This window comes from Mycobacterium sp. ITM-2016-00316, assembly GCF_002968335.2.
In the GTDB taxonomy this organism is placed as follows: Bacteria; Actinomycetota; Actinomycetes; order Mycobacteriales; family Mycobacteriaceae; genus Mycobacterium.
On sequence record NZ_CP134398.1, the window covers coordinates 3,643,157 to 3,668,526 of the forward strand.

Sequence of the window (25,370 nt, forward strand, 5' to 3'; positions counted from 1 at the left end):
TCGTCCTTACTTGCTCGCCTGTGCGGGAACGCCGACCTGCTCGCCGCGACGGGTGTCGAACGGCGCCGTGGTGGTGGCCAGCGGAGCCTGGTTGATGGCCTCCAGCGCCTGCGCGTTGGTCAAGCCACCGGTCCGGGCGTCCAGGTAGGCCTTGAAATCGTTGGGCTCCACGACACGGACCTCGAAGTTCATCATCGAGTGGTACGTGCCGCACATCTCGGTGCAGCGGCCGACGAAGGCGCCGGTCTGCTCGATCTCGCTGACCTGGAAGATGTTGTCGGAGTTGTTCTCCTTGGGATTGGGCAGCACGTCCCGCTTGAACAGGAACTCCGGGACCCAGAAACCGTGGATGACGTCGGCCGAGGCGATCTGGAACTCGATGCGCTTGCCCTTGGGCAGCACCAGGATCGGGATCTCGGTGGAGGTGCCGATCGTCTCGATCTTGTCGAAGTTCAGGTAGGTGCGGTCGGTCTCGTTCTTGCCCGCGATCGGGCCGACGATCTCGTTGCCGTGCTCGTCGACACCCTCGGGCGCCGAGGCCATGGCCTCTTTACGCGCGTTGTCGACGCCGTCGTAGGACAGCGTGCCGTCACCGAACTCGATCTTCTGGTAACCGAACTTCCAGTTCCACTGGAAGGCGGTCACGTCGATGACGACCTCGGGGTTGGGGTCCTTGTGCAGCATCCGCTCCTGCACGACGACGGTGAAGTAGAAGAGCACCGAGATGATCAGGAACGGCACCACGGTGAGCACCAGTTCCAGCGGCATGTTGTAGCCGAACTGACGCGGCAGCTCGGTGTCGGTGTCCTTCTTGCGGTGGAACGCGCTGGTCCAGAAGATCAGCGCCCACACGATGCCGCCGACGACGAACGAGGCGATGACCGACCAGACCCACAGGTCGCGGTTCAGCCGGGCCTCCGGGGTGATGCCCTCCGGCCAGCCCAGGCCGAAGATCTCCTGGTAGCTGCAACCGCTGAGCAGGATGGCCACGCCACCCAGAACCACTGACAACGCCACCAAACGGTACCCGCGAGCGGCCACGTTGGCGCCTCCTAAATGAAGTCGGTGAACCGCAGGGCGGTCGGTGAAACTTGGCGAATACTACGCAGCGTAGACCACGCCCGCCGGGTCGAGCGAAGCGACTGGACGATTCGGCATACTGGCCCGGTGTGCGGACTGCTGGCGTATCTGACCGACCCGTCCGTCGAGACCTCCCCTGCGCTGGTCGAAGCGGTATCGGGGGCCTCGCATCTGATGCGTCATCGAGGTCCTGACGAGCCCGGGACCTGGACCGATGCCGATATCGTGCTCGGTTTCAACCGGCTCTCGATCATCGATATCGCGCACAGTCATCAACCGCTGCGCTGGGGTCCGCCGGAGGCGCCGGAGCGCTACGCGCTGGTGTTCAACGGCGAGATCTACAACTATCTGGAACTGCGTGCCGCCCTGCAATCCGAGCACGGTGCGGTGTTTCACACCGACGGTGACGGCGAGGCGATCGTCGCCGGCTTCCACCACTGGGGCACCGATGTCCTGACCCGGCTGCGCGGCATGTTCGCCTTCGCGCTGTGGGACACCCACACTGCGGAACTGTTGTGCGCGCGGGATCCGTTCGGCATCAAGCCGCTCTATCTGGCCACCGGCCCGGGCGGCACCGTGGTGGGCAGCGAGAAGAAATGCCTCCTCGACCTCGCCGCGACCGCCGGGATCGACCTGGGTATCGACGAGCGCGCCGTGCAGCACTACACCGTGCTGCAGTACGTGCCCGAACCCGAAACCCTGCAGCGCGGCATCCGCCGACTGGAGTCGGGCAGTTATGCCCTGGTCCGTCCGGGGCGGGCACCGGTGGTGACGCGCTACTTCGAGCCGAAGTTCACCACTGTGCCGTTCAGGGCGGGCAGCGAGCAGGCCCGCTATGACGAGATCACCGCGGTGCTGGAGGACTCCGTCGCCAAGCACATGCGCGCCGATGTCACCGTCGGCGCGTTCCTGTCCGGGGGTATCGATTCCACGGCCATCGCGGCGCTGGCCATGCGGCACAACCCGCGCCTCATCACGTTCACGACGGGCTTCGAGCGGGAAGGCTTCTCCGAGGTCGACGTCGCCGTGGAATCGGCGAAGGCGATCGGCGCCCGGCATGTCACCAAGGTGGTGAGTGCGGCCGAGTTCGTCGCCGCGCTTCCCGAGATCGTCTGGTACCTCGACGAACCTGTCGCCGATCCCGCGTTGGTGCCGCTGTTCTTCATCGCTCGCGAGGCGCGCAAGCACGTCAAGGTGGTGCTTTCCGGCGAAGGCGCCGACGAGCTGTTCGGCGGTTACACCATCTACCGGGAACCGTTGTCGCTGAAGGCTTTCGACTACCTACCCAAGCCGGTGCGACGTTCACTGGGCAAGGCGTCGCAGCCGCTGCCCGACGGGATGCGCGGCAAGAGCCTGTTGCATCGGGGTTCGCTGACGCTGCAGGAGCGCTACTACGGCAACGCCCGCAGCTTCTCCGATGCCCAACTACGGGCGGTGCTGCCCGGGTTCCGCCCGGACTGGACGCACACCGATGTCACCGCGCCGCTGTACGCGGCATCGGAGGGCTGGGATCCGGTGGCCCGCATGCAGCATGTGGACCTGTTCACCTGGCTACGCGGCGACATCCTGGTCAAGGCCGACAAGATGACGATGGCCAACTCGCTGGAACTACGGGTGCCGTTCCTGGATCCCGAGGTGTTCGCGGTGGCCTCGCGGCTGCCCTATGACCAGAAGATCACCCGCACCACCACCAAATACGCGCTGCGCCGCGCGCTGGAACCGATCGTGCCCGCGCATGTGCTCAACCGGCCCAAGCTCGGCTTCCCGGTGCCCATCCGGCACTGGCTCAAGGCCGGCGAGCTGCTCGACTGGGCGCACGCCATGGTCGCGGCGTCCCAGACCGGTGATCTCGTCGACCTGAACGCGGTGCGCACCATGCTCGACGAGCACCGGGCCGGCGACAGCGATCACAGCCGACGGTTGTGGACGGTGCTGATCTTCATGCTGTGGCACGCCATCTTCATCGAGGGCAGCGTGACACCTCAGATCAGCGAACCGACCTATCCGGTGCAGATCTAGGTCGGGGCATGCCCGATCAGATGGCGGCGCCGATTTCGGTGCCGGCCTCCGCGCCGTAGGCGTCGGTCAGCCTCGTGACGGCCGCGTCGCGGTCCCAGGTCCATTCCTGCGGCCCGGGGGCCTCCAGCACCAGCGTGGCGACCATCGAGGCCAGCTGCGCGGAGCGTTCCAGGCTGAGGCCGGCGGCGCGGCCGGTCAGGAAGCCGGCGCGGAAGGCATCGCCGATGCCGGTCGGGTCCTCCTGATGGGTTTCCGGGACGATGCCGACGTGCACGAACGTGCCGTCGCTGCCCACGATGTCGACACCCTTCTCACCCAGCGTGGTGATGCGCAGCTTGATCTGGCTCATGACCTGCGCCTCGGACAGTCCGGACTTCTGCAGCAGCAGGTCCCATTCGTAGTCGTTGGTGAACAGGTACGCCGCGCCGTCGATCAGGCGGCGGATCTCCTCGCCGGAGAGCCGGGCCAGCTGCTGGGACGGGTCCGCGGCGAACGCCAGGCCCAGCGAACGGCATTCTTCGGTGTGGCGGAACATGGCGTCCGGGTCGTTGGCGCCGACGATCACCAGTTCCGGTGTGCCGCTGCGCTTCACCACATCGGCGAGATCGATGTTGCGGGCCTCGGACATGGCACCGGGGTAGAACGACGCGATCTGGGCCATTGCCTCATCGGTGGTGCAGACGAACCGTGCCGTGTAGGCGCTGTCGGAGACCAGCACGTTGTCGCAGTTCACGCCGTGATTGGTGAGCCAGCCGCGGTAGTCGTCGAAATCCTTGCCGACCGCCCCGACGAGCGCGGCGTCGCCGCCGAGCACCCCGATGGCGAAGGCCATGTTGCCGGCCACGCCACCGCGGTGGATGACCAGGTCATCGACCAGGAAACTCAGCGACACCTTCTGCAGGTGGTCCGGCAGCAACTGCTCGGAGAACTTGCCGGGGAACTTCATCAGATGGTCGGTCGCAATGGAGCCGGTCACGGCGATGGTCACGAATACAGCCCTTCAGTTCATGTACATAGCTAGGCGAACACTACAGACGCGTGGGTGCCGGCGCTTCGGTCCGCGGGGGCGCTGACCGGCGTGCGATAGCCTGCATGCGAGTCCGTCACCCGCCCCAACACCTGAGAAAGCACCGATGTCCGGTCCCGTGCCGTATCCCGAATCAACTCCCCCACAAGGGTTTCCGCCATTTCCCGGCGCGTATCCCGGCGCACTGCCGCCGCCGGTGCAGTACCCGAAACGCACGCCCTGGAAAGCGATCGCGGCCGTCGGTGCCGCGGTGGCGGTCGTCGCCGCCGTCGCCGGTGCCGTGCTGGTGTTCTCCGGCGGGGATGACGACGCGCCGGTGGCGATGGACGCCGACAACGTGCGACCGGCCATCCAGGGCTTCCTGGACGCGCTGACCGACGGTGATGACGAGGCGATCGCCCGGCACGCGCTGTGCGGGCTGTACGACGCGGTGGACGACCGGAATTCGGATCTCGCGCTGGCCGACCTGAGTTCGGACGCGTTCCGCAAGCAGTTCACCGAGGTCGAGGTGACCTCGGTGGACAAGGTGGTGCCGTGGTCGACGAATCAGGCCCAGGCACTGTTCACCATGACGGTGATCACCCCGGGCAGCGGACGCGGATCCGCCGACGCCGGTACCGAGATGCAGGTGGTGGCCCAGCTGCTGCAGTCAGACGACGAGATCCTCGTCTGCTCCTACGTGCAGCGCAGCAGCTGAGCCGTGACGATCAGTTGAACGAATCGCCGCAGGCGCACGAGCCGGTGGCGTTGGGGTTGTCGATGGTGAAGCCCTGCTTCTCGATCGTGTCGACGAAGTCGATGGTGGCGCCCTGGATGTAGGGCGCGCTCATCCGGTCCACGGTCAGCGCCACGCCACCGAAGTCGGAGGTCAGGTCACCGTCGAGGGTGCGGTCATCGAAGAACAGGTTGTAGCGCAGGCCGGCGCAACCACCCGGCTGCACGGCGATACGCAGGGCCAGATCATCGCGGCCCTCCTGGTCGAGCAGTGCCTTGGCCTTACTGGCGGCCGCGTCGGTCAGCACCGCACCATGGGTTTCGGTGGTGGTGTCCTGAACAGTCATTGCTTTTCTCCCTGACGTACCCGGAACTGCTAGTGCATTCGCGATCTAATCAACGGTACCTTGCTCGGGCGCTATTCCCGAGTTATGTCCTGGCCAGTCACCGGCCGTCCGCCGGGACAGCCCGGTGAGTTGGGCTTCGGCATCGTCCATGGCCCGCTGCACGGACCCGGCAAAGTCGGTGATCGAGTAGGCCGCGGCGATTCCCGCCGGTGCGAGAGCGGCCGGTGACAGCGTGACCTGCCCGGCAAGCACCAGCACCGGGGTGCCCCGCTCCCGCGCCCCGCCGGCCAGCGCGCTGACCACCTTTCCGTGCAGCGACTGGTCATCGAAGCGGCCCTCACCGGTGATGATGAGGTCGGCCCGCGCCACGTCGGCGGCCAGATCGGTGTGTTCGGCGATGACGGCCGCCCCCGGTTCGCGGCGTCCGCCCAATGCCAGCAGGGCCGCGCCGATCCCGCCGGCGGCTCCGGCTCCCGGCTGGTCGGCGATATCGTCACCCAGTTCGGCCGCCCATTCGGTCAGCCGGGCTTCGAGCAGCTCCACGGTGGCCGGGTCGGCCCCTTTCTGCGGCCCGAAGACCACGGCCGCACCCATCGGCCCCAGCAGCGGGTGCTCGACGTCACTGGCGGCGATCAGTTCGATGCCGGCCAGCCGGGCCCGGCCCGCCTCGAGTCCGCCCAGCGCCTCCACCAGGCCGCGCCCACCGTCGGTACAGGAACTGCCACCGAGCCCGACCACGATGCGCCGGGCCCCGGCGTCCGCGGCGGCGGCGATGAGCTCTCCGACTCCCCCGCTGTGCGCTGCCACCGCGGTGCGCACCGTGGGCGGTCCACCGAGCAGCGTCAGCCCACATGCCTGCGCGCACTCGATATACGCGGTCTGCCCGTGCAACACCCACTGCGCGGTCACCCGGATGTCCAGCGGGCCGCTGACGGTGGCGTTCTGCAGGCCGCCCAGCCTGCTGGCCAGCACATCGACGAACCCGGGCCCGCCATCGGATTGCGGGGCCAGGGTCAACCGGTCATCGCCGCGCGCCTGCCGCCAGCCGTCGGCGATGGCGCCGGCGGCCTGCACCGCAGTGAGGCTGTCTCCGTAGCAATCCGGCGCTATCAGCACTGCAAGGCCCGTCATTCCAGCAGCGTAGAGCCTCACTTTCCGAGGTGCATGGCGGGCGACCGCCGCCCGGGAAGTAATCTGGTCGGTGTGAATCTGCTCGGCCGCAAGAAGGACAACCCGCCCCCGGAGGATGACGATTCCGCCGGCACACCGGTGGATGCCGGCGAGGCCCGGGCGACTGCCCCGAAAGGCCGGCCGACCCCCAAGCGCAGCGAGGCGGCGCGCAGGCGCGGCCCGGTGGCGCCGGCGCCGATGACCACCGCCGAGGCGCGCAAGCGTCGCAAAGAGGTCGGTGGCCGCAAGCTCACCAAGGAAGAGCGCAAGGCCGAGAAACTGACCCGGCGCGCCGATATGGCCGATCGCCGTGAGCGGATGATGGCCGGCGAGGACGCCTACCTGCTGCCCCGCGACAAAGGTCCGGTCCGCCGGTACGCGCGGGATCTCGTCGATTCCCGCCGCAACCTGCTCGGACTCTTCATGCCGATCGCGCTGGCCCTCATCCTGGTCACGCTGTCCGTCCCGACCCCGGCGGTGCAGCAACCGCTGTCGTTCGCGATGCCGGTGCTGCTGATCGTGATGGCCATCGACGGCGTCATCCTGGGCCGCTTCGTGAACCGCCGCGTCGACGAGCGTTTCCCGGACAACACCGAAACCGGCTGGAAGCTCGGCTTCTACGCCGGCAGCCGGGCATCGCAGCTGCGCCGGATGCGCGCCCCCCGCCCGATGGTCAACCGCGGCGCCGACGTCTGACGCACATGCGCGTGCTGGTTCTCGGCGGAATCCGCTCGGGCAAATCGCACCATGCGGAGGGCATGCTCGCCGAGGCCGGCGCCGTGCGTTACCTGGCCACCGGACCGTCCCCCGACGGTGACGCCAGCTGGTCGGTGCGCGTCGACGCGCACCGCAACCGACGCCCACCGCATTGGTCGACCGTCGAAACGTCAGATGTCGCAACGCAATTGCACGCCGACGCCGTGACACCCACGATGGTCGACGATATCGGCGGCTGGCTCACCGCGGCCATGGACCGCCGGGCCGCATGGACCGGGGGTTCGGTCGCGGCCGAGGTCGAGGCACTGTGCCGCGCGGTCGACGGCTTCTCCGGGCCGCTGGTGTTGGTCAGCCCGGAGGTCGGGCTGACGGTCGTGCCCGCGACCGCGGCAGGCCGGCTGTTCGCCGACGAACTGGGCACGGTGAACCAGCGATTGGCCACCCTGTGCGAACGGGTGGTGCTGGTCATCGCCGGGCAGCCATTGGCCGTGAAGGAGATCAGGTGAGTGCGTTCCCCGCGGTGGTCGGCCCGGACCCCGAGGCCGAGCGCGCCGCCCGATCCCGCCAGCAGACCCTGACCAAACCGCCCGGATCGCTGGGCCGTCTGGAGGAACTGTCGGTCTGGGTGGCGGCCTGCCAGGGCGTCTGCCCGCCGCGGCAGTTCACCCGCGCCCGGGTCGTGGTGTTCGCCGGGGACCACGGCGTGACCGCCTCGGGGGTCTCGGCGTTCCCGTCCGAGGTGACCGCGCAGATGGTCGCCAACTTCGGCGCCGGGGGCGCCGCCATCAACGTGCTGGCCGACCTGGCCGGCGCCGGGGTGCGGGTGGCCGATATCGCGGTGGACACCGAATCCGGCGACACCGGCATCGGCGCGCACAAGGTGCGCCGCAGCAGCGGAAACATCGCCGTCGAGGACGCGCTGAGCGCCCAGGAGGCGCTGGCCGCCGTGCAGGCCGGGCGCGACATCGCCGACGAGGAGGTCGACGGCGGGGCCGATCTGCTGATCGCCGGCGATATGGGCATCGGGAATACCACGCCCGCAACGACATTGATCGCCGCGCTGACCGGCTCGGAACCCGTCGCGGTGGTCGGTCGCGGCACCGGCATCGATGACGAGGGCTGGGCCCGCAAGGCCTCGGCGATCCGCGATGCGCTGTACCGGGCCCGCAGCGTGGTCGCCGATCCGGTCGGTCTGCTGCGGGTGTGCGGCGGCGCCGACCTGGCCGCGATGGCCGGTTTTCTGGCCCAGGCCGCGGTGCGGCGCACCCCCGTGCTGCTCGACGGTGTCGTGGTCACCGCCGCCGCCCTGGTCGCCGATCAGCTGGCCCCCGGCGCGCGGGCCTGGTGGCGGGCCGGGCACCGGTCCACCGAACCGGCGCACACGCTGGCTTTGCAGCACCTGGACCTGGAGCCGATCCTGGATCTCGGGATGCACCTCGGCGAGGGCAGTGGTGCGGCGGTGGCGCTGCCGGTGCTGCGGGCCGCGGTGGCCACCCTGGCCTCCATGGCGACCTTCGACGCGGCCGGCATCTCCACCGCCCCGGCGTGAGCAGACCACGATGATCGGTTCGCTCGCTTCGGCTTTCGCGTTCGGCACGGTGCTGCCGGTGCGATCGGCGACGCCGTTCGGGCGCGGCGCGCTGACCGCGCTTCCGGTGGTGGGCGCCGTGCTGGGAGCCGTGGCCGCCGGGCTGGTCTGGGCGGGCGGGCAGCTGTTCGGGCCGGAGGCGCTGGCCGGCGTCCTGGCGGTCACGGCACTGCTGCTGCTCACCCGCGGCCTGCACACCGACGGCCTGTCCGACACGGTCGACGGACTGGGCTGCTACGGCCCGCCGGAGCGGGCGCTCGCGGTGATGCGTGACGGGACCGCCGGGCCGTTCGGGGTCGCGGCCGTCGTCATCGCCATCGCGGTGCAGGGCTTGACCTTCGGCACGCTGGAGCCGGCCGGGATCGTGGTGGCGGTGCTGGCCGGCCGGGTCGCGGTGGTGCTGACCTGTCGCCGTTCGGTGCCGGCCGCGCCGGGCAGCACGCTGGGCACGATGGTCGCGGGCTCCCAGCCGCTGCCGGTGGTGGTGGCCTGGACCGCGGCGCTGGCCGCGGCCGCCGCCTTCGCCACCCCGCGGCCGTGGCAGGGTCCGCTGGTGGTGCTGCTGGCGCTGGGGCTGTGCGCGGGGCTGGTCGCCCATTGTGTGCGCCGGTTCGGTGGGATCACCGGCGATGTGCTCGGGGCATCCGTGGAGGTCACGACGACGCTGACCGCACTGGGACTGGCCATCAACTAGCGTCGAGAAGATGACCACCTCGACCCTCTCGCTGGGCAACCGCTTCGCCACCGAGTTTCCCGAGCTGGCGATCAGCTGGCAGGCGCAGCACCCGCCGCAACCCACCCTGCTGCTGCTCAACGAACCGCTGGCCCGCGAGCTGGGACTGGACCCCGACTGGCTGCGCAGCCCGGCCGGTATCGGTCTGCTCACCGGGACGACGCTGCCCGCCTCGGCGACACCGGTCGCCCAGGTCTATGCCGGTCATCAGTTCGGCGGGCTGCAGCCGCGCCTCGGTGACGGCCGGGCGCTGCTGCTCGGTGAGTTCGAGGACGGCCGCGACCTGCACCTCAAGGGCTCGGGCCGGACCCCGCTGGCCCGCGGGGGTGACGGCCTGGCCGCGATCGGCCCGATGGTGCGCGAGTACGTGATCAGTGAGGCGATGCACGCCCTGGGGATCCCCACCACCCGATCGCTGGCGGTGGTGGCCACCGGGGCGACGGTGCACCGGGAGACGCCGTTGCCGGGCGCGGTGCTGGCCCGGGTCGCGGCCAGTCACCTGCGGGTCGGCAGTTTCCAGTACGCCGCGGGTACCGGGGACAACGCACTGCTGCGCCGCCTCGCCGACCACGCGATCGCCCGCCATCATCCCGGCTGCGCGCAGGCCGACAACCCGTACCTGGCGTTGTTCGACGCGGTGATCTCCGTGCAGGCCGAACTGGTGGCCCGGTGGATGCTGGTGGGGTTCATCCACGGCGTGATGAACACCGACAACGTGACCATCTCCGGTGAGACCATCGACTACGGGCCCTGCGCGTTCATGGACACCTTCGATCCGGCCACCGTGTTCAGCTCGATCGACAGCTGGGGCCGCTACGCCTACGGCAACCAGCCGGCGATCACCGGATGGAACCTGGCCCGCTTCGCCGAGACGCTGCTGCCCTTGATCGACGAGGATGCCGATACCGCCATCGAACTGGCCACCGCCACGCTCGGCGAGTTCGCCCCGCGCTACCAGGCGGCGTGGCGCGCGGGAATGCGCACCAAACTCGGCCTGGCGCAGGGGTTTACCGACGATGCCCTGATCGACGAGCTGCCCGCACTGATGGCGGAACACCGCACCGATCACACCTCGTTCTTCCGCGGGTTGGCCCACGGTGACATGCCGCTGGGGTTCATGGCGTGGGTGAAGCGCTGGCGCACGCACTCCCCGGACACCGCGGCGATGGATGCGGCGAACCCGGTCTACATCCCGCGCAACCACCTGGTCGAGGAAGCGCTGGCGGCGGCCACCGCCGGAGATGTCGGACCGGCACGCGCGCTGCTGGACGCGGTCGGGGATCCGTTCACCGAACGCCCCGGCCTGCAGCGCTACGCGCTGCCCGCATCGGAGGATTTCGCGGCCGGCTACCGCACCTTCTGCGGTACCTGAGACTCTCGGCTGGGATGTGTACCTGGCTTCAGTCTCGTTGCCCGTATCGGCCACGCGGCTGCACTGGTGTAGGCCGCCAGCCGCTTTCGGCTACCTGGCTTCAGTCTCCGGGCATCCTGCTCGTCGAGACTGAAACCTGGTAGCTCCGGGCAATGATCGCGGCCCGCGTTAGTTGAGCCGGGCCATCCAGCCGTGCGTGTCGGCGAAGGTGCCGCGCTGGATCCCGGTCAGGGTGTCGCGCAGCGCCATGGTGATCTCCCCGGGCTGACCGTCGGCGATGGTGAACTCACCCTCGCGATGCTTGACGTGTGACACCGGGGTGATCACGGCGGCGGTCCCGCACGCGAACACCTCGGTGATCTCACCGGCGATCGCCTTCTTCTGCCATTCGTCGACATCGATCTTGCGTTCCTCGATGGCGAAGCCGGCGTCGGTGGCCAACTGCAGCAACGAGTTCCGGGTGATGCCGGGCAACAGCGAGCCGGACAGCTCCGGGGTGACCAGGCGCGCCGACCCGCCGCTGCCGAAGACGAAGAACAGGTTCATCCCGCCCATCTCTTCGACGTAGCGGCGTTCGATCGCATCCAGCCACACCACCTGATCGCAGCCCTGCTCGGAAGCCTGGGCCTGGGCCAGCAGCGACGCCGCATAGTTGCCGCCGAACTTCGCCGCGCCGGTGCCGCCCGGGGAAGCCCGCACATACTCGTTGGACAGCCACACGCTGACCGGCTTGATGCCGCCCTTGAAGTAGGCCCCGGCCGGCGAACCGATGACCAGGTAGCGGTACTCGTCGGAGGGCCGCACGCCCAGTCCGGGTTCGGTGGCGATCACGAACGGACGCAGGTACAGCGATTCCTCGCCGCCCGCGGCGGGCACCCACTGCTCGTCGACCGCGATGAGCTGGCGCAGCGATTCCAGGAACAGCTCGGTGGGCAGTTCGGGGATGGCCAGTCGGTGCGCCGAGGTCTGCAGCCGGGCGGCGTTGGCCTCCGGCCGGAACGACACGATGGAACCGTCGGCCCACCGGTAGGCCTTCAGTCCCTCGAAGATCTCCTGCGCGTAGTGCAGCACGATCGCCGACGGATCCAGCTCGATGGGGCCGTACGGCAGCACCTGCGCGTCGTGCCAGCCGTTGGCGGTGGTGTAACTCAGCGACACCATGTGGTCGGTGTGGAACCGCCCGAAACCGGGATCGGCCAGGATGCCCGCTCGTACTTCATCGCTTGCCGGAGAGGTGTTGCGGGCAAGCGTGAATTCGAGGGGGCGGTCAGTCATGAACCGATTGTATAACCCAAGGCTAACGGGTTTTCGCCTGGACAAAGGGCGGGCTTACCACTTCGCATTCCAGGGCCCGCCCGCGCACATCGACGGTCACGGTCGCGCCGTCCTCGATCCCGGCGGCGGTGTCGATCAATGCCAGCGCGATGCCGACCTTCAGTGTGGGAGAGAACGTTCCCGATGTCGTGACGCCCACCGGGGTGTCTCCGTTGAGCACGGTCAGATCGGCCCGCAGCACCCCCCTGCCCAGCGCCTTCAGGCCGCGCAGCAGCCGGGTCGGTCCGGCCTGTTTCTCGGCCAGCAACGCGTCGCGGCCCCAGAACTGGTCCTTCTTCCAGCCCACCGCCCAGCCGGTACGGGCCTGCAGCGGGGAGATGTCCAACGACAGTTCGTGCCCGTGCAACGGGTAACCCATCTCGGTGCGCAGGGTGTCGCGGGCGCCCAGGCCCGCAGGCTCACCGCCCGCGGCACGCACGGCCTCGACCAGAACGTCGAACACCGCCCCGGCGCGATCCCATTCCGGTAGCAGCTCGAATCCGTGCTCGCCGGTGTAGCCGGTGCGGCACACCCGGGTGGGCACACCGGCCACCTCGCCGTCCGCGTAACCCATGTAATCCATCGTCGTCGGCAGCCCCAGTCCCGCGACGATCTCGGCGGCCTTGGGTCCCTGCACCGCCAGCACCGCATAGGAGCGGTGCTCATCGGTGATGGTCAGGCCGTCCGGGGCGTGGCGCGCCAACTCGGCGACCACGGCGGCCGTGTTGGCGGCATTGGGCACCAGGAAGATCTCGTCGTCCGCGACGTAGTAGGCGATCAGATCGTCGATCACGCCACCGGTCTCGTTGCAGCACAACGTGTACTGCGCCTTTCCCGGTCCGATGCGATTGAGGTCGTTGGTGAGCGCGCGGTTGACGTAGTCGGCCGCACCCGGGCCCTTCACCAGCGCCTTGCCCAGATGGCTCACGTCGAACAGGCCGACGGTGGTGCGGGTGGCGGTGTGCTCGGCGACGGTGCCCGCGTAGGACACCGGCATCAGCCAGCCGCCGAACTCGGCGAAACTGGCGCCCAGTGCGCGGTGTTGTTCTTCCAGCGGGCCGTGCAGCAGGTTCTCACTCACGAACACACCCTAGTGCGAGCCTCCCTGCTGTCACACTGACCCGGTGGTGGATTTCGACGCGCTCCAGGCCGCCGGGATCGCCGACGCGCGCGGCCGGGCGGCGCTGATCGAATACCTGGACGGGCTCGGCTTCAGCCCCGAGGAGATGGTCGACGCCGAACGGCGCGGCCGCCTGTTCGGGCTGGCCGGTGACGCGGTCCAGCTGACCGGTCCGCCGATCCACAGCCTGACCACCGCGGCGCACGCGCTGGGGCTCCCGGTCGCCGAGGTGGCGCGGGCCTGGGCCGCGCTCGGACTCACCGTCGCCGGTCCCGACGAGTTCGTGCTCAGCCAGGCCGATGTGGACGGCCTGGCCACCTGGGTCGATATGCGTGGGCCGCTCGGCGACGAGGCGGCCACCGCCCTGCTGCGGGTGGTGGGGGCCGGGATGGCGCGGCTGTCCGAAGCGGTGGCCTCGATGATCCGCGCCAACACCCCGGACATCCAGATCGAGCAGTCCCATGACGAATTCCGCACGGCCAGGGCCTACCGGGTCGCCGCGGAGTTCGTCCCGCGCCTCGGCGCACTGATGGACGCCGTGCACCGTCATCACCTGCGGACCACCCGGATGTATTTCGAGCAGGTGGCCCGCGAGGATCCGGCGACGGTGGTGTGCGGTGTCGGGTTCGCCGACCTGTCCGGTTTCACGTCGCTGACCCAGACTCTCGGCATCCCCGAGCTGACGGCGCTGCTCAACGAATTCAGCGCCGCCGCAGCCGATGTCATCCATGGCCTGGGCGGACGGCTGGTCAAGTTCATCGGCGACGAGGTGATGTGGGTGGCACCGAGCCCCGAGCAACTGGTGCGGGTCGCCGAGGACATCGTCGGGCATCCGCGCGCCGCCGAGGCCGGCCTGCTGATCCGGGCCGGCCTGGATTACGGCACGGTCTTGACCTTCGGCGGGGACTATTTCGGCAACCCGGTCAACCGCGCGGCCCGACTGGTGGCCGCCGCGGCACCCGGCCAGATCCTGGTCTCGGAGTCCGTGCACGAGCTCTCCCCCGGCCGCCAGACCGCCGCCGCGGCACCGTTGCGGCTGAAGGGCTTCGACGAGCCGGTCAACGCGTACGCGTTGACCGGATTAGGGTTGGGCGGGTGAGCAGCGCACCCGGATACCAGGCCCCCACCGTCACCGTCAGCTCGTCCCTGCCCGGCAGGGGCATCGCCGACGCCGTACTCGTCGTACCGGTGGTCACCGGCGACGCCGGTCCGGCCGTCATCGGCGTCGACGCCGTGCTGGACGCCGAAGCCATCGGGGCCATCGAGTCCGGTCTGCGGGCGCTCAACGGGACCGGCGGCGAAGGTCAGCTACACCGGCTGGTGATCGCCGCCCTGCCGGTGGCCAGCGTGCTGACCGTCGGCCTGGGTGACGCGAGCGACGAATGGCAGCCCGACACGATCCGCCGCGCCGCAGGGTCCGCGGCGCGCTCGCTGGACAAGGTCGGCACCGTCGTCACCGCGCTGTCCATCCTGGACCTGGAGGCCGCCATCGAGGGCCTGATCCTCGGCGGGTACCGGTTCACCGATTTCCGCAGCGCCAAGACCGCGCCCAAGGACACCGGCCTGACCAAGATCGTCGCGCTCGCGGGCGACGCGAAGGCTGTCACCAAGGCCGCCGCCGCCCGCGCCGTCGATGTGGCCTCCGCCGTCGGCACCGCCCGCGACTTCGTGAACACCCCGCCGAGCCACCTGTTCCCGGCCGAATTCGCCCAGCGGGCAAAGGCATTGGGCGAGGCCGTCGGCCTGGTGGTCGAGGTGCTCGATGACAAGGCGCTGACCAAGGCCGGTTACGGCGGCATCGTGGGGGTGGGCAAGGGCTCGTCACGGTTGCCGCGCCTGGTGCGGCTGACCTACAAGGGCGCCAAGCGGGGCGGCAAGCGGGTCGCGCTGGTCGGCAAGGGCATCACCTTCGACACCGGCGGCATCTCCATCAAGCCGGCCGCCAACATGCACCACATGACCTCGGATATGGGCGGCGCGGCCGCCGTCATCGCCACGGTGGTGCTGGCCGCCACGCAGAAGCTGCCCATCGATGTCATCGCCACCGTCCCGATGGCCGAGAACATGCCGTCGGCCACCGCGCAGCGCCCCGGCGATGTGCTGACCCAGTACGGCGGCATCACCGTCGAGGTGCTCAACACCGATGCCGAGGGCCGCCTGATCCTGGCCGACGCCATCGTGCGGGCCTGCGAGGACGACCCGGATTACCTCATCGAGACCTCGACGCTGACCGGCGCGCAGACCGTGGCGCTGGGCTCCCGCACCCCCGGCGTGATGGGCAGCGACGAGTTCCGCGACCGGGTGGCCGCGCTGTCGCAGTCGGTCGGCGAGAACGGCTGGGCGATGCCGCTGCCCGAGGAGCTCAAGGACGACCTGAAGTCGACGGTCGCCGACCTGGCCAATGTGAGTTCCTCGCGCTTCGCCGGCATGCTCGTGGCCGGGGTGTACCTGCGTGAGTTCGTCGCCGATGACGTGCAGTGGGCGCACATCGACATCGCCGCCCCCGCCTACAACACCGGCGCGCCGTGGGGTTACACCCCCAAGGGTGGCACCGGCCTGCCGACCCGGACCATGTTCGCCGTGCTGGAGGACATCGCCGCCAACGGCTGATCCTCAGCCCAGGTTGGCCCGCGCGGTGCTGCGCATCACCTGCGGCAGCGCATGCGCCACCCCGTAGACCAGGTACGCCTCCGGGGTGACCGGGCGGATCGGCTTGTTCTTCTGCACCGCCGACACGATGGCCTTGGCCACCTTCTCCGGGCCGTAGCGCCGCAGCGCAAATCCCTTCTTGATCTGTGCCCGTAGCGGTTCCACGTCGGCCCGCTTGTGGGTGGGCACATCGAAGCGGGTGGCGTCGATGATGTTCGTGTCGATGACGCCGGGGCATACCGTGGTGAGCCCGATCCCCGCCGAATCGAGTTCGGCGCGCAGGCAGTCGGAGAACATGAACACCGCGGCCTTGCTGGTGGCATAGGCATTCATCGCCTGGGTCGGTGAATACGCGGCCATCGACGCGACGTTGACGATGTGCCCGCCGGTGCCGCGCTCGACCATCGGTGCCCCGAATGCCCGGCAGCAGTTGACGACCCCGCCGAAGTTGATGTTCAGCACCCGGTCGAACTGGTCGGCCGGGGTATCCAGGAACAGCCCGGCGTGCCCGACACCGGCGTTGTTGACCAACACATCGGGCACCCCATGCGCGGAGCACACCTGCTCGGCGAACCGATCGACGGCCTCGCCGTCGGCCACGTCGAGCCGGTAGGCGTGCGCGGTTCCGCCGCCGGCCGTGATCTCCGCGACGGTCGCGGCCGCAGCCCCCTCATCGAGATCGCTCACCACGATCTCGGCGCCCAGTGCGGCGAAGGCCAGGGCGGTGGCCCGCCCGATGCCGCTGCCCGCGCCGGTCACCGATACCAGCTGATCGCCGAACGGCGCACGCTCCACACCCACCTCGGCCCGGGCGAGCTCACGGCAGGCAGGGGCGCCGCCCAGGTGATCGACGAACTCGGTGACGGCCCGGGCCAGCGCACCGGGATGCGACAGCGGCGCCCAGTGCCCGGCGATCAGGTCGCGGCGCCACAGCCGCGACACCCGGTTCGGGACGTCGGCATAGGCGTAGGGCCGCACGTAGGGATCCTTGGTGTTCACGATCAGCTGAACCGGGATGTCGACGTGATGGTCGGCGCGGGCGTGCAGCAACCCGTGGAAGAAGTTGGCCCGGTACACCTTGACACCGTTCACCGCGTCGCCGACGAATCCCCGGGAATGGTGGATGGCCTCCGGCGCGATGCCGTCCTTGAGCAGTCGCCGCCGCATTCCGCCGCGCGCGAAGGCGATTCGGACGGCGGCCGGTGCCAGCACCGGGGTGGAGAACACCGCCATGTAGGACAACCGAGCGAGTTGGCTGAGCCCGCGGACGAACCGGCGTGGCCGGTAGGGCTGGGTGAGTCCGTCGATCACGAAGCGATTGAGATGGTCGCTGCTGGGCCCCGAGACCGACGTGAACGAGGCCACCACGTCCGCCGCACCGGGTCGCGCCAGGTATTCCCACACCCCGACCGAACCCCAGTCGTGTGCCAGCACATGCACCGGCGCCCCCGGGCTGACCGCCGCGGCCACCGCGCCGAAATCATCGGCGAAACGCGCCATCGTGTAGCTCGAATGATGTTTGGGCACCCCCGATTGCCCGACGCCGCGATTGTCGTAGCGGATCACCCGGAAGCGTCCTGAGAGCAACGGCACGACGCTGTCCCACAGCACGTGGGAGTCCGGCCAGCCGTGTACCAGCACCACCGTCGGACCGTCCGGATTGCCCTGTTCGTAGACCGCGATGCGGGTCCCGTCGGCGCTGTCGACGAACCGTTCGGTGATGCCGGTCATGGGCCTACCCTTCGAGGTCTTTGCGCATCGCGCGGTCGCGCTCGATGCGGCGACGCGCATCGTAATCGCGCATGCGCTGCGGGTAGCCCACTTTCTGCACGTCGTAGACCGGGATGTCGAGTTGCTTGCTCAATCGGCGGGCCCCGGCGTCGCCGCCGGTGCGCCGTCGGGTCCATTCACCGTCGGCGGCCACCAGCACGACGGTGACCTCGGTGACGGTGGTCTGAGGTTCCACGAAGGCCTCAACCCCGATGTGTGTGGCCACCCAGTCACGCAGATACGCCACGTCGGCAGAAGCCTGTTTTCGGGTCTGTGATCGCGATCCGCCGCGCGGACGCCGCCACCTGTCGAACAGTCCCAACTGGGGTTACTCCTCTCGGACGCCTACTTCGATGGTGCCAGAGCATCGAGTGGGCGGTCCGCGACGACCGCACGCGACGGACGTGACAGGATAGAAGGGCATTTCATACGACACGTGACGATGACTTTCGAGGAGTCAAAACCCATGGCAATCTCCGTCCAGATGCCCGCACTCGGTGAGAGCGTCACCGAGGGGACCGTCACGCGATGGCTTAAGCAGGAGGGCGACGCCGTCGCCGTCGACGAGCCCCTGCTTGAGGTCAGTACCGACAAGGTCGACACGGAGATTCCGTCGCCCGTCGCCGGTGTCCTCACCAAGATCATCGCGGCCGAGGATGACGTCGTCGAGGTCGGTGGCGACCTCGCGTTGATCGGCGAAGAGGGCGAGTCGGCCGACTCCGGCGAGTCCGCTCCCGCCGAAGAAGCCGAGCCCGAGCCCGAACCCGAGCCGGCCGCCGAAGAAGAAGCCGAAGAAGAGGCGCCCGCCGCAGCGGCCGCGCCCGCGAAGCCCGCCGCCTCCGGTGGCGGCGATGCCACCTCGATCACCATGCCCGAACTCGGCGAGTCCGTCACCGAGGGCACCGTCACCCGCTGGCTGAAGAAGGTCGGCGACGAGGTCGCCGTGGACGAGGCGCTCGTCGAGGTGTCCACCGACAAGGTCGATACCGAGATCCCGTCGCCCGTTGCCGGCACCCTGCTGTCGATCACCGCCGAGGAAGACGATGTCGTCCCGGTCGGTGGCGAGCTCGCCAAGATCGGTTCGGCCGACGCCGCGCCCTCTGCGAGCGAGCCGGAGCCCGAGCCGCAACCCAAGGAAGAGCCGAAGGAAGAGCCCAAGCCCGAGCCGAAGGCCAAGCCCGCCGAGGAAGCCAAGCCGGAACCCGAACCCGAGCCCAAGCCCGAGCCGAAGCCGGCGCCGGCCGCCGAGAGCGCCCCGTCGGGTGACGGGTCGCCGTATGTCACCCCGCTGGTGCGCAAGCTGGCCACCGAGAACGGTGTCGACCTCAACTCGGTCAAGGGCACCGGTGTCGGCGGACGCATCCGCAAGCAGGATGTGCTCGCCGCGGCCGAGGACAAGAAGGCCCCGGCACCCGCCGCACCTGCCGCTTCCGCGCCCGCCGCTGCTGCGCCCGCCAAGCCCGCCGCGGCCCCCGCGCTGGCGCACCTGCGCGGCACCACGCAGAAGGCCAACCGGATCCGGCAGATCACCGCGAAGAAGACCCGCGAGAGCCTGCAGACCACCGCCCAGCTGACCCAGACCCACGAGGTCGATCTGACCAAGATCGTGGCGCTACGAGCCAAGGCAAAGGCCAGCTTTGCCGAACGTGAGGGCGTCAACCTCACGTTCCTGCCGTTCTTCGCCGTCGCGGTCGTCGACGCACTCAAGGCACACCCGAACGTCAACGCCAGCTACAACGAGGACAGCAAGGAGATCACCTACTACGACGCCGAGCACCTCGGCTTCGCGGTGGACACCGAGCAGGGCCTGCTCTCCCCCGTCGTGCACAACGCCGGCGATCTCTCCCTCGGTGGGCTCGCCCGCGCGATCGCCGATATCGCGGCCCGCGCGCGGTCGGGCAACCTGAAGCCCGACGAGCTGTCCGGTGGCACCTTCACCATCACCAACATCGGCAGCCAGGGTGCGTTGTTCGACACGCCGATCCTGGTCCCGCCGCAGGCGGCGATGCTGGGCACCGGCGCGATCGTCAAGCGTCCGCGCGTCGTCGTCGACGACAACGGCAACGAGTCGATCGGTGTGCGGTCGGTGGCCTACCTGCCGCTGACCTACGACCACCGGTTGATCGACGGGGCCGACGCCGGCCGTTTCCTCAGCACCGTCAAGCGCCGTCTCGAAGAGGGCGCATTCGAGGCCGACCTGGGGCTGTAGCCGGTGGCGGGCATGGTCGTCGCGATCGCGGGATCCTCGGGCCTGATCGGCTCCGCACTGACCACGGCGCTGCGCACCGCCGATCACCGGGTGATCCGGCTGGTGCGGCGGCGTCCGTCGAACGCCGACGAGGTGTTCTGGAATCCGGACACCGGTGAGTTCGATGTCGGCGAATTGGCCGGTGTCGACGTCGTGGTGAACCTGTGCGGGGTCAATGTCGGCGCCAAACGATGGTCGGGTGCGTTCAAGCAGAGCCTGCGCGACAGCCGGATCGATCCCACCGACGTGCTCGCCGCTGCGGTCGCCGAAGCCGGTGTGCCGCTTCTGATCAACGCCAGCGCGGTCGGCTTCTACGGTGACACCCGCAACCGGGTGGTCGATGAGAGCGCCCCGCACGGTGCCGGATTCCTGGCCCAGTTGTGTGTGGACTGGGAGGCGGCCACCACGGCGGCCGCCGATGCCGGTGCCCGGGTGGTGCTGCTGCGCACCGGGCTGGTGCTGTCCCCCAGCGGCGGCATGCTGAACCGGCTGCGCCCGCTGTTCGGGTTGGGCCTGGGGGCCCGGCTCGGCGATGGACGGCAGTACTTCCCGTGGATCAGCCTCGAGGACCAGGTGCGGGCGATGCTGTTCGCCATCTCGCACACCGGGCTGGCGGGGCCGGTCAACCTCACCGGGCCGGCACCGGTCACCAACGGCGAGTTCACCTCCGCGCTCGGTCGCGCGCTGAGCCGGCCGACCCCGATGATCGTGCCGGGCTTCGCGTTGCGGGCCGTGCTCGGCGAGTTCGCCGACGAGGGTCTGCTCGGCGGGCAGCGGGCCATCCCGGCCGCGCTGGAGGAGGCCGGGTTCGTGTTCCACCACAAGACGGTCGGCGAGGCGCTCGCCTATGTCACCGCGGGCGCGCCGCCCGCGTAGCGTGATGGTCATGGATTCCATCCGGTCATCCTCGGCGCCTCTGCAGGTCAAGCTGCTGGGCACGGTCGATTACCGCGAGGCCTGGCAGCTGCAGCGCGAGATCGCCGAGGAGCGGGTGGCCGGCGGTCCGGACACCCTGCTGCTGCTGGAGCACCCGCCCGTCTACACCGCGGGTAAGCGCACCCTGCCGGAGGAACGGCCCGCCGACGGTGTCCCGGTGGTGGACACCGATCGGGGCGGCAAGATCACCTGGCACGGCCCCGGCCAGCTCGTCGGCTATCCCATCGTCGGGCTGACCGAACCGCTGGATGTGGTGAATTTCGTCCGCCGTCTCGAGGAGGCGCTCATCACGGTGTGCGCGGATGTCGGGGTGGACGCCGGCCGGGTCGGGGGGCGCTCCGGTGTCTGGGTGGCCGGCGACGGCGGGCGGCCGGCCCGCAAGGTCGGTGCGATCGGCATCCGGGTGGCGCGCGGGGTGACCCAGCACGGGTTCGCCCTGAACTGCGACTGCGACCTGGGCGCGTTCGGCGGCATCATCCCGTGCGGCATCGCCGATGCCGGGGTGACTTCGCTGACCGCTGAACTGGGCCGACAGGTCGGAGTGAAAGATGTCACCACCGCCGTCGCCGACGCCGTCTCCGGTGCTCTGGACGGACAGATCCGCGTAGCATTGACCCGGTGAGTGTGGTCCCAGAAGGTCGAAAACTGCTGAGGTTGGAAGTCCGCAACGCCGAGACCCCGATCGAGCGCAAACCGCCGTGGATCAAGACCAAGCTGCGCACCGGCCCGGAGTACACCGAGCTCAAATCGCTGGTGAAGCGCGAGGGCCTGCACACCGTGTGTGAAGAGGCCGGGTGTCCCAACATCTATGAATGCTGGGAAGACCGCGAGGCCACCTTCCTCATCGGCGGTGAGCAGTGCACGCGGCGCTGCGACTTCTGCCAGATCGACACCGGCAAGCCCGCCGAACTGGACCGCGACGAACCGCGTCGCGTCGCCGAGAGCGTGCAGGCCATGGGGCTGCGCTACTCGACGGTGACGGGTGTGGCCCGCGACGACCTGCCCGACGGTGGCGCCTGGCTCTACGCCGAGACGGTGCGCCAGATCCATGCCCTGAACCCGAACACCGGCGTCGAGTTGCTGGCCCCGGATTTCAACGGGGTGCCCGCGTTGCTCGAAGAGGTCTTCGAGTCGCGTCCGGAGGTGTTCGCGCACAACGTCGAAACGGTGCCGCGCATCTTCAAGCGGATCCGGCCCGCCTTCCGCTACCAGCGCAGCCTCGATGTCATCACCGCCGCCCGCGACTTCGGTCTGGTCACCAAGAGCAACCTCATCCTGGGTATGGGCGAGACCCCCGATGAGGTGCGCACCGCGCTGGTCGACCTGCACGAGGCCGGCTGCGACATCGTCACCATCACCCAGTACCTGCGACCTTCGCCGCGGCACCACCCGGTGGACCGGTGGGTGCATCCCGACGAGTTCGTCGAGTTCACCTCGTTCGCCGAGGGCGTCGGATTCGCCGGCGTACTGGCCGGTCCGCTGGTCCGGTCGTCCTACCGCGCCGGCCGGCTCTACGAGCAGGCGGCACGGGTTCGGGCATCCGCCACACCACCCGTATCCTGATCCAATGGCGAAATCGCGTAACCCCGCCCAGACCAAGGCCGCCAAGGCTGAGGCGAAGGCCGCCCGCAAGGCGGCCTCGAAGCAGCGGCGCAGTCAGCTCTGGCAGGCATTCCAGATCCAGCGCAAAGAGGACAAGCGCCTGCTGCCGTACATGGTGGGTGCTTTCGTCATCATCGTCGCGGCGTCGGTCGCGTTGGGCATCGTCGCCGGTGGCTTCACCACCTACATGCTGATCCCGCTCGGCGTGATCCTCGGCGCACTGGTTGCGTTCATCATCTTCGGCCGTCGCGCGCAGAAGTCGGTGTACAAGAAGGCCGAGGGCCAGACCGGCGCGGCGGCCTGGGCGCTGGACAACCTGCGCGGCAAGTGGCGGGTCACGCCCGGAGTCGCGGCCACCGGGCACTTCGACGCGGTGCACCGGGTGATCGGCCGCCCCGGGGTGCTACTCGTGGGCGAAGGGGCGGCTTCCCGTGTGAAACCGCTACTGGCCCAGGAGAAGAAGCGCACCGCACGGCTGGTCGGCGATGTCCCGATCTATGACATCGTCGTCGGTAACGGCGAGGGCGAGATCCCGCTGGCCAAGCTGGAGCGCCACCTGAACAAGCTGCCGGCCAACATCACCGTCAAGCAGATGGATTCGCTGGAGTCCCGTCTGGTCGCACTCGGTTCCAAGATCGGCCCGGCCGCCATGCCGAAGGGCCCGATGCCGGGCAACGCGAAGATGCGCGGCGTGCAGCGCACCGTGCGCCGCAAATAGTCGCACACGCCCGGCGCGCGCCGCCCGGTGCGGTGCCGTCCTTCGACAGTGCCCGCGCCCACCGACACCGTGTTCGTAACGTGGTGGCGGAAAACCGGCCAGATTCTCGCCGTGGCGTTACGTACGGGACAGCTAGCGCCTCACCACGGCGGTCTTGGTGGCCAGATCGGACAGGCTGCGCTGATCGCTGTCGGTGAACAGCGGCGGGATCACCAACGCCACCAGCACGCCGCGGGCCAGCGCACGACCGATCCCGACATGTTGGCGATCGTCCACCGACACCACCATCAACCCGAGGGCCATCTGGCCGGGAGTGAAACCGAACAACCGCACCGATGCCGCGCCCAGCACCAGCCAGATGACCAGGACCGCGGTGGACAACGTCTGCAGCGACAGCAGCCCCAGGCTCATCGCCAGCGCCGCCAGTCCGTAGGCGATCAGCCAGTCGACCAGCAGCGCCGCGGTCCGTCGCCCGAATCCGGCGATCGACCCCGACCCGTGCTGCGGCAGGCCCAGCCGGTGCCCGGGGTAGTCATCGGGCCCGTCGGCGGGGTTGCCCGACCTTGAAGGTTCCGGTCCGGACAACCAGGATGAGAGCTCACGGGCCATACGACCAAGCATAGAGCGGAAGGCATTGCGTAACGTCCACGCAACATATGGTTGATGACCGTGCAACATCGTGTCCTTAGCGTCAACGCGCGGGTCACCAGAAAAGGAGAACTTGCAGTGGCAGAAAAGACCTCCGATGACATCTTCAAGCTGATCAAGGACGAGAACGTCGAGTACGTCGACATTCGGTTCTGCGATCTGCCCGGTGTCGTCCAGCACTTCTCGATCCCGGCAGCGGCATTCGACGAGAGCGTGTTCGAGGACGGGCTGGCCTTCGACGGCTCCTCGGTGCGCGGCTTCCAGTCGATCCACGAGTCCGACATGATGTTGCTGCCCGATCCCAACACGGCACGCATCGACCCGTTCCGGGCGGCCAAGACGCTGAACCTCAGCTTCTTCGTGCACGATCCGTTCACCCGTGAGGCGTACTCGCGCGACCCGCGCAACGTCGCCCGCAAGGCGGAGAACTACCTCACCAGCACCGGCATCGCCGACACCTGCTACTTCGGTGCCGAGGCCGAGTTCTACATCTTCGACTCGGTGAGCTTCGACTCGAAGATCAACGGCACCTTCTACGAGGTCGACTCCGAGTCGGGCTGGTGGAACAGCGGCGAGCCGTACGAGGCCGACGGATCCCCCAACCGCGGTTACAAGGTGCGCCCCAAGGGTGGCTACTTCCCCGTCGCTCCGTACGACCACTACGTGGACCTGCGCGACGAGATGGCCACCAACCTGCAGAACGCGGGCTTCATCCTGGAGCGCGGCCACCACGAGGTCGGCACCGCCGGCCAGGCCGAGATCAACTACAAGTTCGACACGCTGCTGGCCGCGGCCGACGATGTGCTGCTGTTCAAGTACATCATCAAGAACACCGCGTGGCAGAACGGCAAGACCGTCACCTTCATGCCCAAGCCGCTGTTCGGTGACAACGGCTCGGGTATGCACGCCCACCAGTCGCTGTGGAAGGACGGCAAGCCGCTGTTCCACGACGAGTCGGGTTACGCGGGTCTGTCGGATATGGCGCGCCACTACATCGGCGGCATCCTGCACCACGCACCGTCGCTGCTGGCGTTCACCAACCCCACGGTGAACTCCTACAAGCGCCTGGTGCCGGGTTACGAGGCTCCGATCAACCTGGTGTACAGCCAGCGCAACCGCTCGGCCTGTGTCCGCATCCCGATCACGGGCAACAACCCGAAGGCCAAGCGCCTCGAATTCCGTTGCCCGGACAGCTCGGGCAACCCGTACCTGGCGTTCGCGGCCATGCTGATGGCCGGCATCGACGGCATCAAGAAGAAGATCGAGCCGCTCGCACCGGTCGACAAGGACCTCTACGAGCTGCCGCCGGACGAGGCCGCCAACATCCCGCAGGCCCCGACGTCACTGGCTGCGGTGATCGACAGGCTCGAAGAGGATCACGAATACCTCACCGAGGGTGGCGTGTTCACCGACGACCTGATCGAGACCTGGATCTCCTACAAGCGGGAGAACGAGATCATGCCGATCCAGATCCGTCCGCACCCGTACGAGTTCTCGCTGTACTACGACGTGTAGACCCCCTAGGGAGCTGCACCAGAGACGACGCCACCCGCGCCGCGATCGCCCTGCCGATCGTGGTGCGGGTGGTGTCGTCTGTG

General features: G+C 68.9%; 24 protein-coding genes. 15 read left to right on the forward strand and 9 right to left on the reverse strand.

Features of this window, described 5'->3' with window-relative positions:
* Positions 1-6 precede the first annotated feature (6 nt).
* Positions 7-1,041: a cytochrome c oxidase subunit II gene (locus tag C6A86_RS17565; protein WP_105362463.1), complete on the reverse strand. Its 1,035-nt coding sequence runs from the start codon at positions 1,039-1,041 to the stop codon at positions 7-9.
* Between the two features lie 126 nt (positions 1,042-1,167).
* Between C6A86_RS17565 and asnB the strand changes: the two genes are divergently transcribed.
* The gene (gene asnB, locus C6A86_RS17570) at positions 1,168-3,099 is read left to right on the forward strand and encodes an asparagine synthase (glutamine-hydrolyzing) (RefSeq protein ID WP_105362462.1); all 1,932 of its coding nucleotides are present in this window, start codon (positions 1,168-1,170) and stop codon (positions 3,097-3,099) included.
* Between the two features lie 16 nt (positions 3,100-3,115).
* Here the strand turns inward: asnB and C6A86_RS17575 are convergent, their stop codons facing one another.
* Positions 3,116-4,087 (reverse strand): carbohydrate kinase family protein, encoded by a 972-nt coding sequence (locus tag C6A86_RS17575; protein ID WP_105362461.1) that lies wholly within the window; start codon positions 4,085-4,087, stop codon positions 3,116-3,118.
* A 145-nt stretch (positions 4,088-4,232) separates the two neighbouring features.
* Here C6A86_RS17575 and C6A86_RS17580 point away from each other — a divergent pair, with 145 nt between their 5' ends.
* Positions 4,233-4,823: a hypothetical protein gene (locus C6A86_RS17580; RefSeq protein ID WP_105362460.1), complete on the forward strand. Its 591-nt coding sequence runs from the start codon at positions 4,233-4,235 to the stop codon at positions 4,821-4,823.
* A 10-nt stretch (positions 4,824-4,833) separates the two neighbouring features.
* On the opposite strand, the gene C6A86_RS17585 is transcribed toward C6A86_RS17580, so the two are convergent.
* Positions 4,834-5,187 carry an iron-sulfur cluster assembly accessory protein gene (locus C6A86_RS17585; RefSeq protein ID WP_105362459.1) on the reverse strand — a complete coding sequence of 118 codons (354 nt, stop codon included), beginning with the start codon at positions 5,185-5,187 and terminating at the stop codon, positions 4,834-4,836.
* A 45-nt stretch (positions 5,188-5,232) separates the two neighbouring features.
* A complete protein-coding gene (locus C6A86_RS17590) occupies positions 5,233-6,318 on the reverse strand; it encodes a glycerate kinase (RefSeq protein ID WP_105362458.1) in 1,086 nt (361 codons plus the stop codon).
* 72 nt (positions 6,319-6,390) lie between these two features.
* Here C6A86_RS17590 and C6A86_RS17595 point away from each other — a divergent pair, with 72 nt between their 5' ends.
* From C6A86_RS17595 to C6A86_RS17615, 5 genes are read left to right on the forward strand one after another with little or no spacing between them, the layout of a single operon-like run.
* Entirely contained in the window at positions 6,391-7,053 is a 663-nt protein-coding gene (locus tag C6A86_RS17595; RefSeq protein ID WP_199196118.1) for a DUF3043 domain-containing protein, read from the forward strand.
* A 5-nt stretch (positions 7,054-7,058) separates the two neighbouring features.
* Positions 7,059-7,580 (forward strand): bifunctional adenosylcobinamide kinase/adenosylcobinamide-phosphate guanylyltransferase, encoded by a 522-nt coding sequence (locus C6A86_RS17600; protein ID WP_105362456.1) that lies wholly within the window; start codon positions 7,059-7,061, stop codon positions 7,578-7,580.
* Positions 7,577-8,623 (forward strand): nicotinate-nucleotide--dimethylbenzimidazole phosphoribosyltransferase, encoded by a 1,047-nt coding sequence (gene cobT, locus C6A86_RS17605; RefSeq protein ID WP_105362455.1) that lies wholly within the window; start codon positions 7,577-7,579, stop codon positions 8,621-8,623. The genes C6A86_RS17600 and cobT overlap by 4 nt, the downstream gene beginning before the upstream one ends.
* 10 nt (positions 8,624-8,633) lie before the next feature.
* A complete protein-coding gene (locus tag C6A86_RS17610) occupies positions 8,634-9,356 on the forward strand; it encodes an adenosylcobinamide-GDP ribazoletransferase (RefSeq protein WP_105362454.1) in 723 nt (240 codons plus the stop codon).
* Positions 9,357-9,366: 10 nt separating this feature from the next.
* Positions 9,367-10,767: a YdiU family protein gene (locus tag C6A86_RS17615; protein ID WP_105362453.1), complete on the forward strand. Its 1,401-nt coding sequence runs from the start codon at positions 9,367-9,369 to the stop codon at positions 10,765-10,767.
* A 168-nt stretch (positions 10,768-10,935) separates the two neighbouring features.
* Here C6A86_RS17615 and C6A86_RS17620 read toward each other — a convergent pair whose 3' ends face one another.
* Together C6A86_RS17620 and gcvT are read right to left on the reverse strand one after the other, a co-directional pair.
* Positions 10,936-12,042: a branched-chain amino acid aminotransferase gene (locus tag C6A86_RS17620; RefSeq protein WP_105362452.1), complete on the reverse strand. Its 1,107-nt coding sequence runs from the start codon at positions 12,040-12,042 to the stop codon at positions 10,936-10,938.
* Positions 12,043-12,064: 22 nt separating this feature from the next.
* Complete coding sequence (gene gcvT / locus C6A86_RS17625; RefSeq protein ID WP_105362465.1) at positions 12,065-13,162, reverse strand: glycine cleavage system aminomethyltransferase GcvT; 1,098 nt, start codon at positions 13,160-13,162, stop codon at positions 12,065-12,067.
* A 43-nt stretch (positions 13,163-13,205) separates the two neighbouring features.
* On the opposite strand from gcvT, the gene C6A86_RS17630 reads away from it, so the two are divergent.
* Both C6A86_RS17630 and C6A86_RS17635 read left to right on the forward strand, forming a co-directional pair.
* On the forward strand, positions 13,206-14,300 hold the full coding sequence (locus C6A86_RS17630) for an adenylate/guanylate cyclase domain-containing protein (protein ID WP_311100810.1): 1,095 nt from the start codon (positions 13,206-13,208) through the stop codon (positions 14,298-14,300).
* Positions 14,297-15,811: a leucyl aminopeptidase gene (locus C6A86_RS17635; RefSeq protein WP_105364579.1), complete on the forward strand. Its 1,515-nt coding sequence runs from the start codon at positions 14,297-14,299 to the stop codon at positions 15,809-15,811. The genes C6A86_RS17630 and C6A86_RS17635 overlap by 4 nt, the downstream gene beginning before the upstream one ends.
* A gap of 3 nt (positions 15,812-15,814) precedes the next feature.
* On the opposite strand, the gene C6A86_RS17640 is transcribed toward C6A86_RS17635, so the two are convergent.
* Both C6A86_RS17640 and C6A86_RS17645 read right to left on the reverse strand, forming a co-directional pair.
* Positions 15,815-17,581, reverse strand: coding sequence for an SDR family oxidoreductase (locus C6A86_RS17640; RefSeq protein WP_105364580.1), 1,767 nt, complete (start codon positions 17,579-17,581; stop codon positions 15,815-15,817).
* Between the two features lie 4 nt (positions 17,582-17,585).
* Positions 17,586-17,942: an oxidoreductase gene (locus C6A86_RS17645; RefSeq protein ID WP_105364581.1), complete on the reverse strand. Its 357-nt coding sequence runs from the start codon at positions 17,940-17,942 to the stop codon at positions 17,586-17,588.
* Between the two features lie 144 nt (positions 17,943-18,086).
* Here C6A86_RS17645 and sucB point away from each other — a divergent pair, with 144 nt between their 5' ends.
* From sucB to C6A86_RS17670, 5 genes are read left to right on the forward strand one after another with little or no spacing between them, the layout of a single operon-like run.
* Positions 18,087-19,829, forward strand: coding sequence for a 2-oxoglutarate dehydrogenase, E2 component, dihydrolipoamide succinyltransferase (gene sucB / locus C6A86_RS17650; protein ID WP_105364582.1), 1,743 nt, complete (start codon positions 18,087-18,089; stop codon positions 19,827-19,829).
* Between the two features lie 12 nt (positions 19,830-19,841).
* Positions 19,842-20,744, forward strand: coding sequence for a TIGR01777 family oxidoreductase (locus C6A86_RS17655; RefSeq protein ID WP_105364583.1), 903 nt, complete (start codon positions 19,842-19,844; stop codon positions 20,742-20,744).
* Between the two features lie 4 nt (positions 20,745-20,748).
* The gene (gene lipB, locus C6A86_RS17660) at positions 20,749-21,426 is read left to right on the forward strand and encodes a lipoyl(octanoyl) transferase LipB (RefSeq protein WP_105364602.1); all 678 of its coding nucleotides are present in this window, start codon (positions 20,749-20,751) and stop codon (positions 21,424-21,426) included.
* On the forward strand, positions 21,423-22,367 hold the full coding sequence (lipA, locus tag C6A86_RS17665) for a lipoyl synthase (RefSeq protein ID WP_105364584.1): 945 nt from the start codon (positions 21,423-21,425) through the stop codon (positions 22,365-22,367). Before lipB ends, lipA begins: the two co-directional genes overlap by 4 nt.
* 4 nt (positions 22,368-22,371) lie before the next feature.
* Positions 22,372-23,124, forward strand: a complete 753-nt coding sequence (locus tag C6A86_RS17670) for a DUF4191 domain-containing protein (RefSeq protein ID WP_105364585.1) — start codon at positions 22,372-22,374, stop codon at positions 23,122-23,124.
* Positions 23,125-23,256: 132 nt separating this feature from the next.
* Here the strand turns inward: C6A86_RS17670 and C6A86_RS17675 are convergent, their stop codons facing one another.
* Positions 23,257-23,733 (reverse strand): RDD family protein, encoded by a 477-nt coding sequence (locus tag C6A86_RS17675; protein WP_105364586.1) that lies wholly within the window; start codon positions 23,731-23,733, stop codon positions 23,257-23,259.
* 117 nt (positions 23,734-23,850) lie between these two features.
* On the opposite strand from C6A86_RS17675, the gene glnA reads away from it, so the two are divergent.
* Positions 23,851-25,287: a type I glutamate--ammonia ligase gene (glnA, locus tag C6A86_RS17680; protein ID WP_105364587.1), complete on the forward strand. Its 1,437-nt coding sequence runs from the start codon at positions 23,851-23,853 to the stop codon at positions 25,285-25,287.
* Positions 25,288-25,370: the final 83 nt, after the last annotated feature.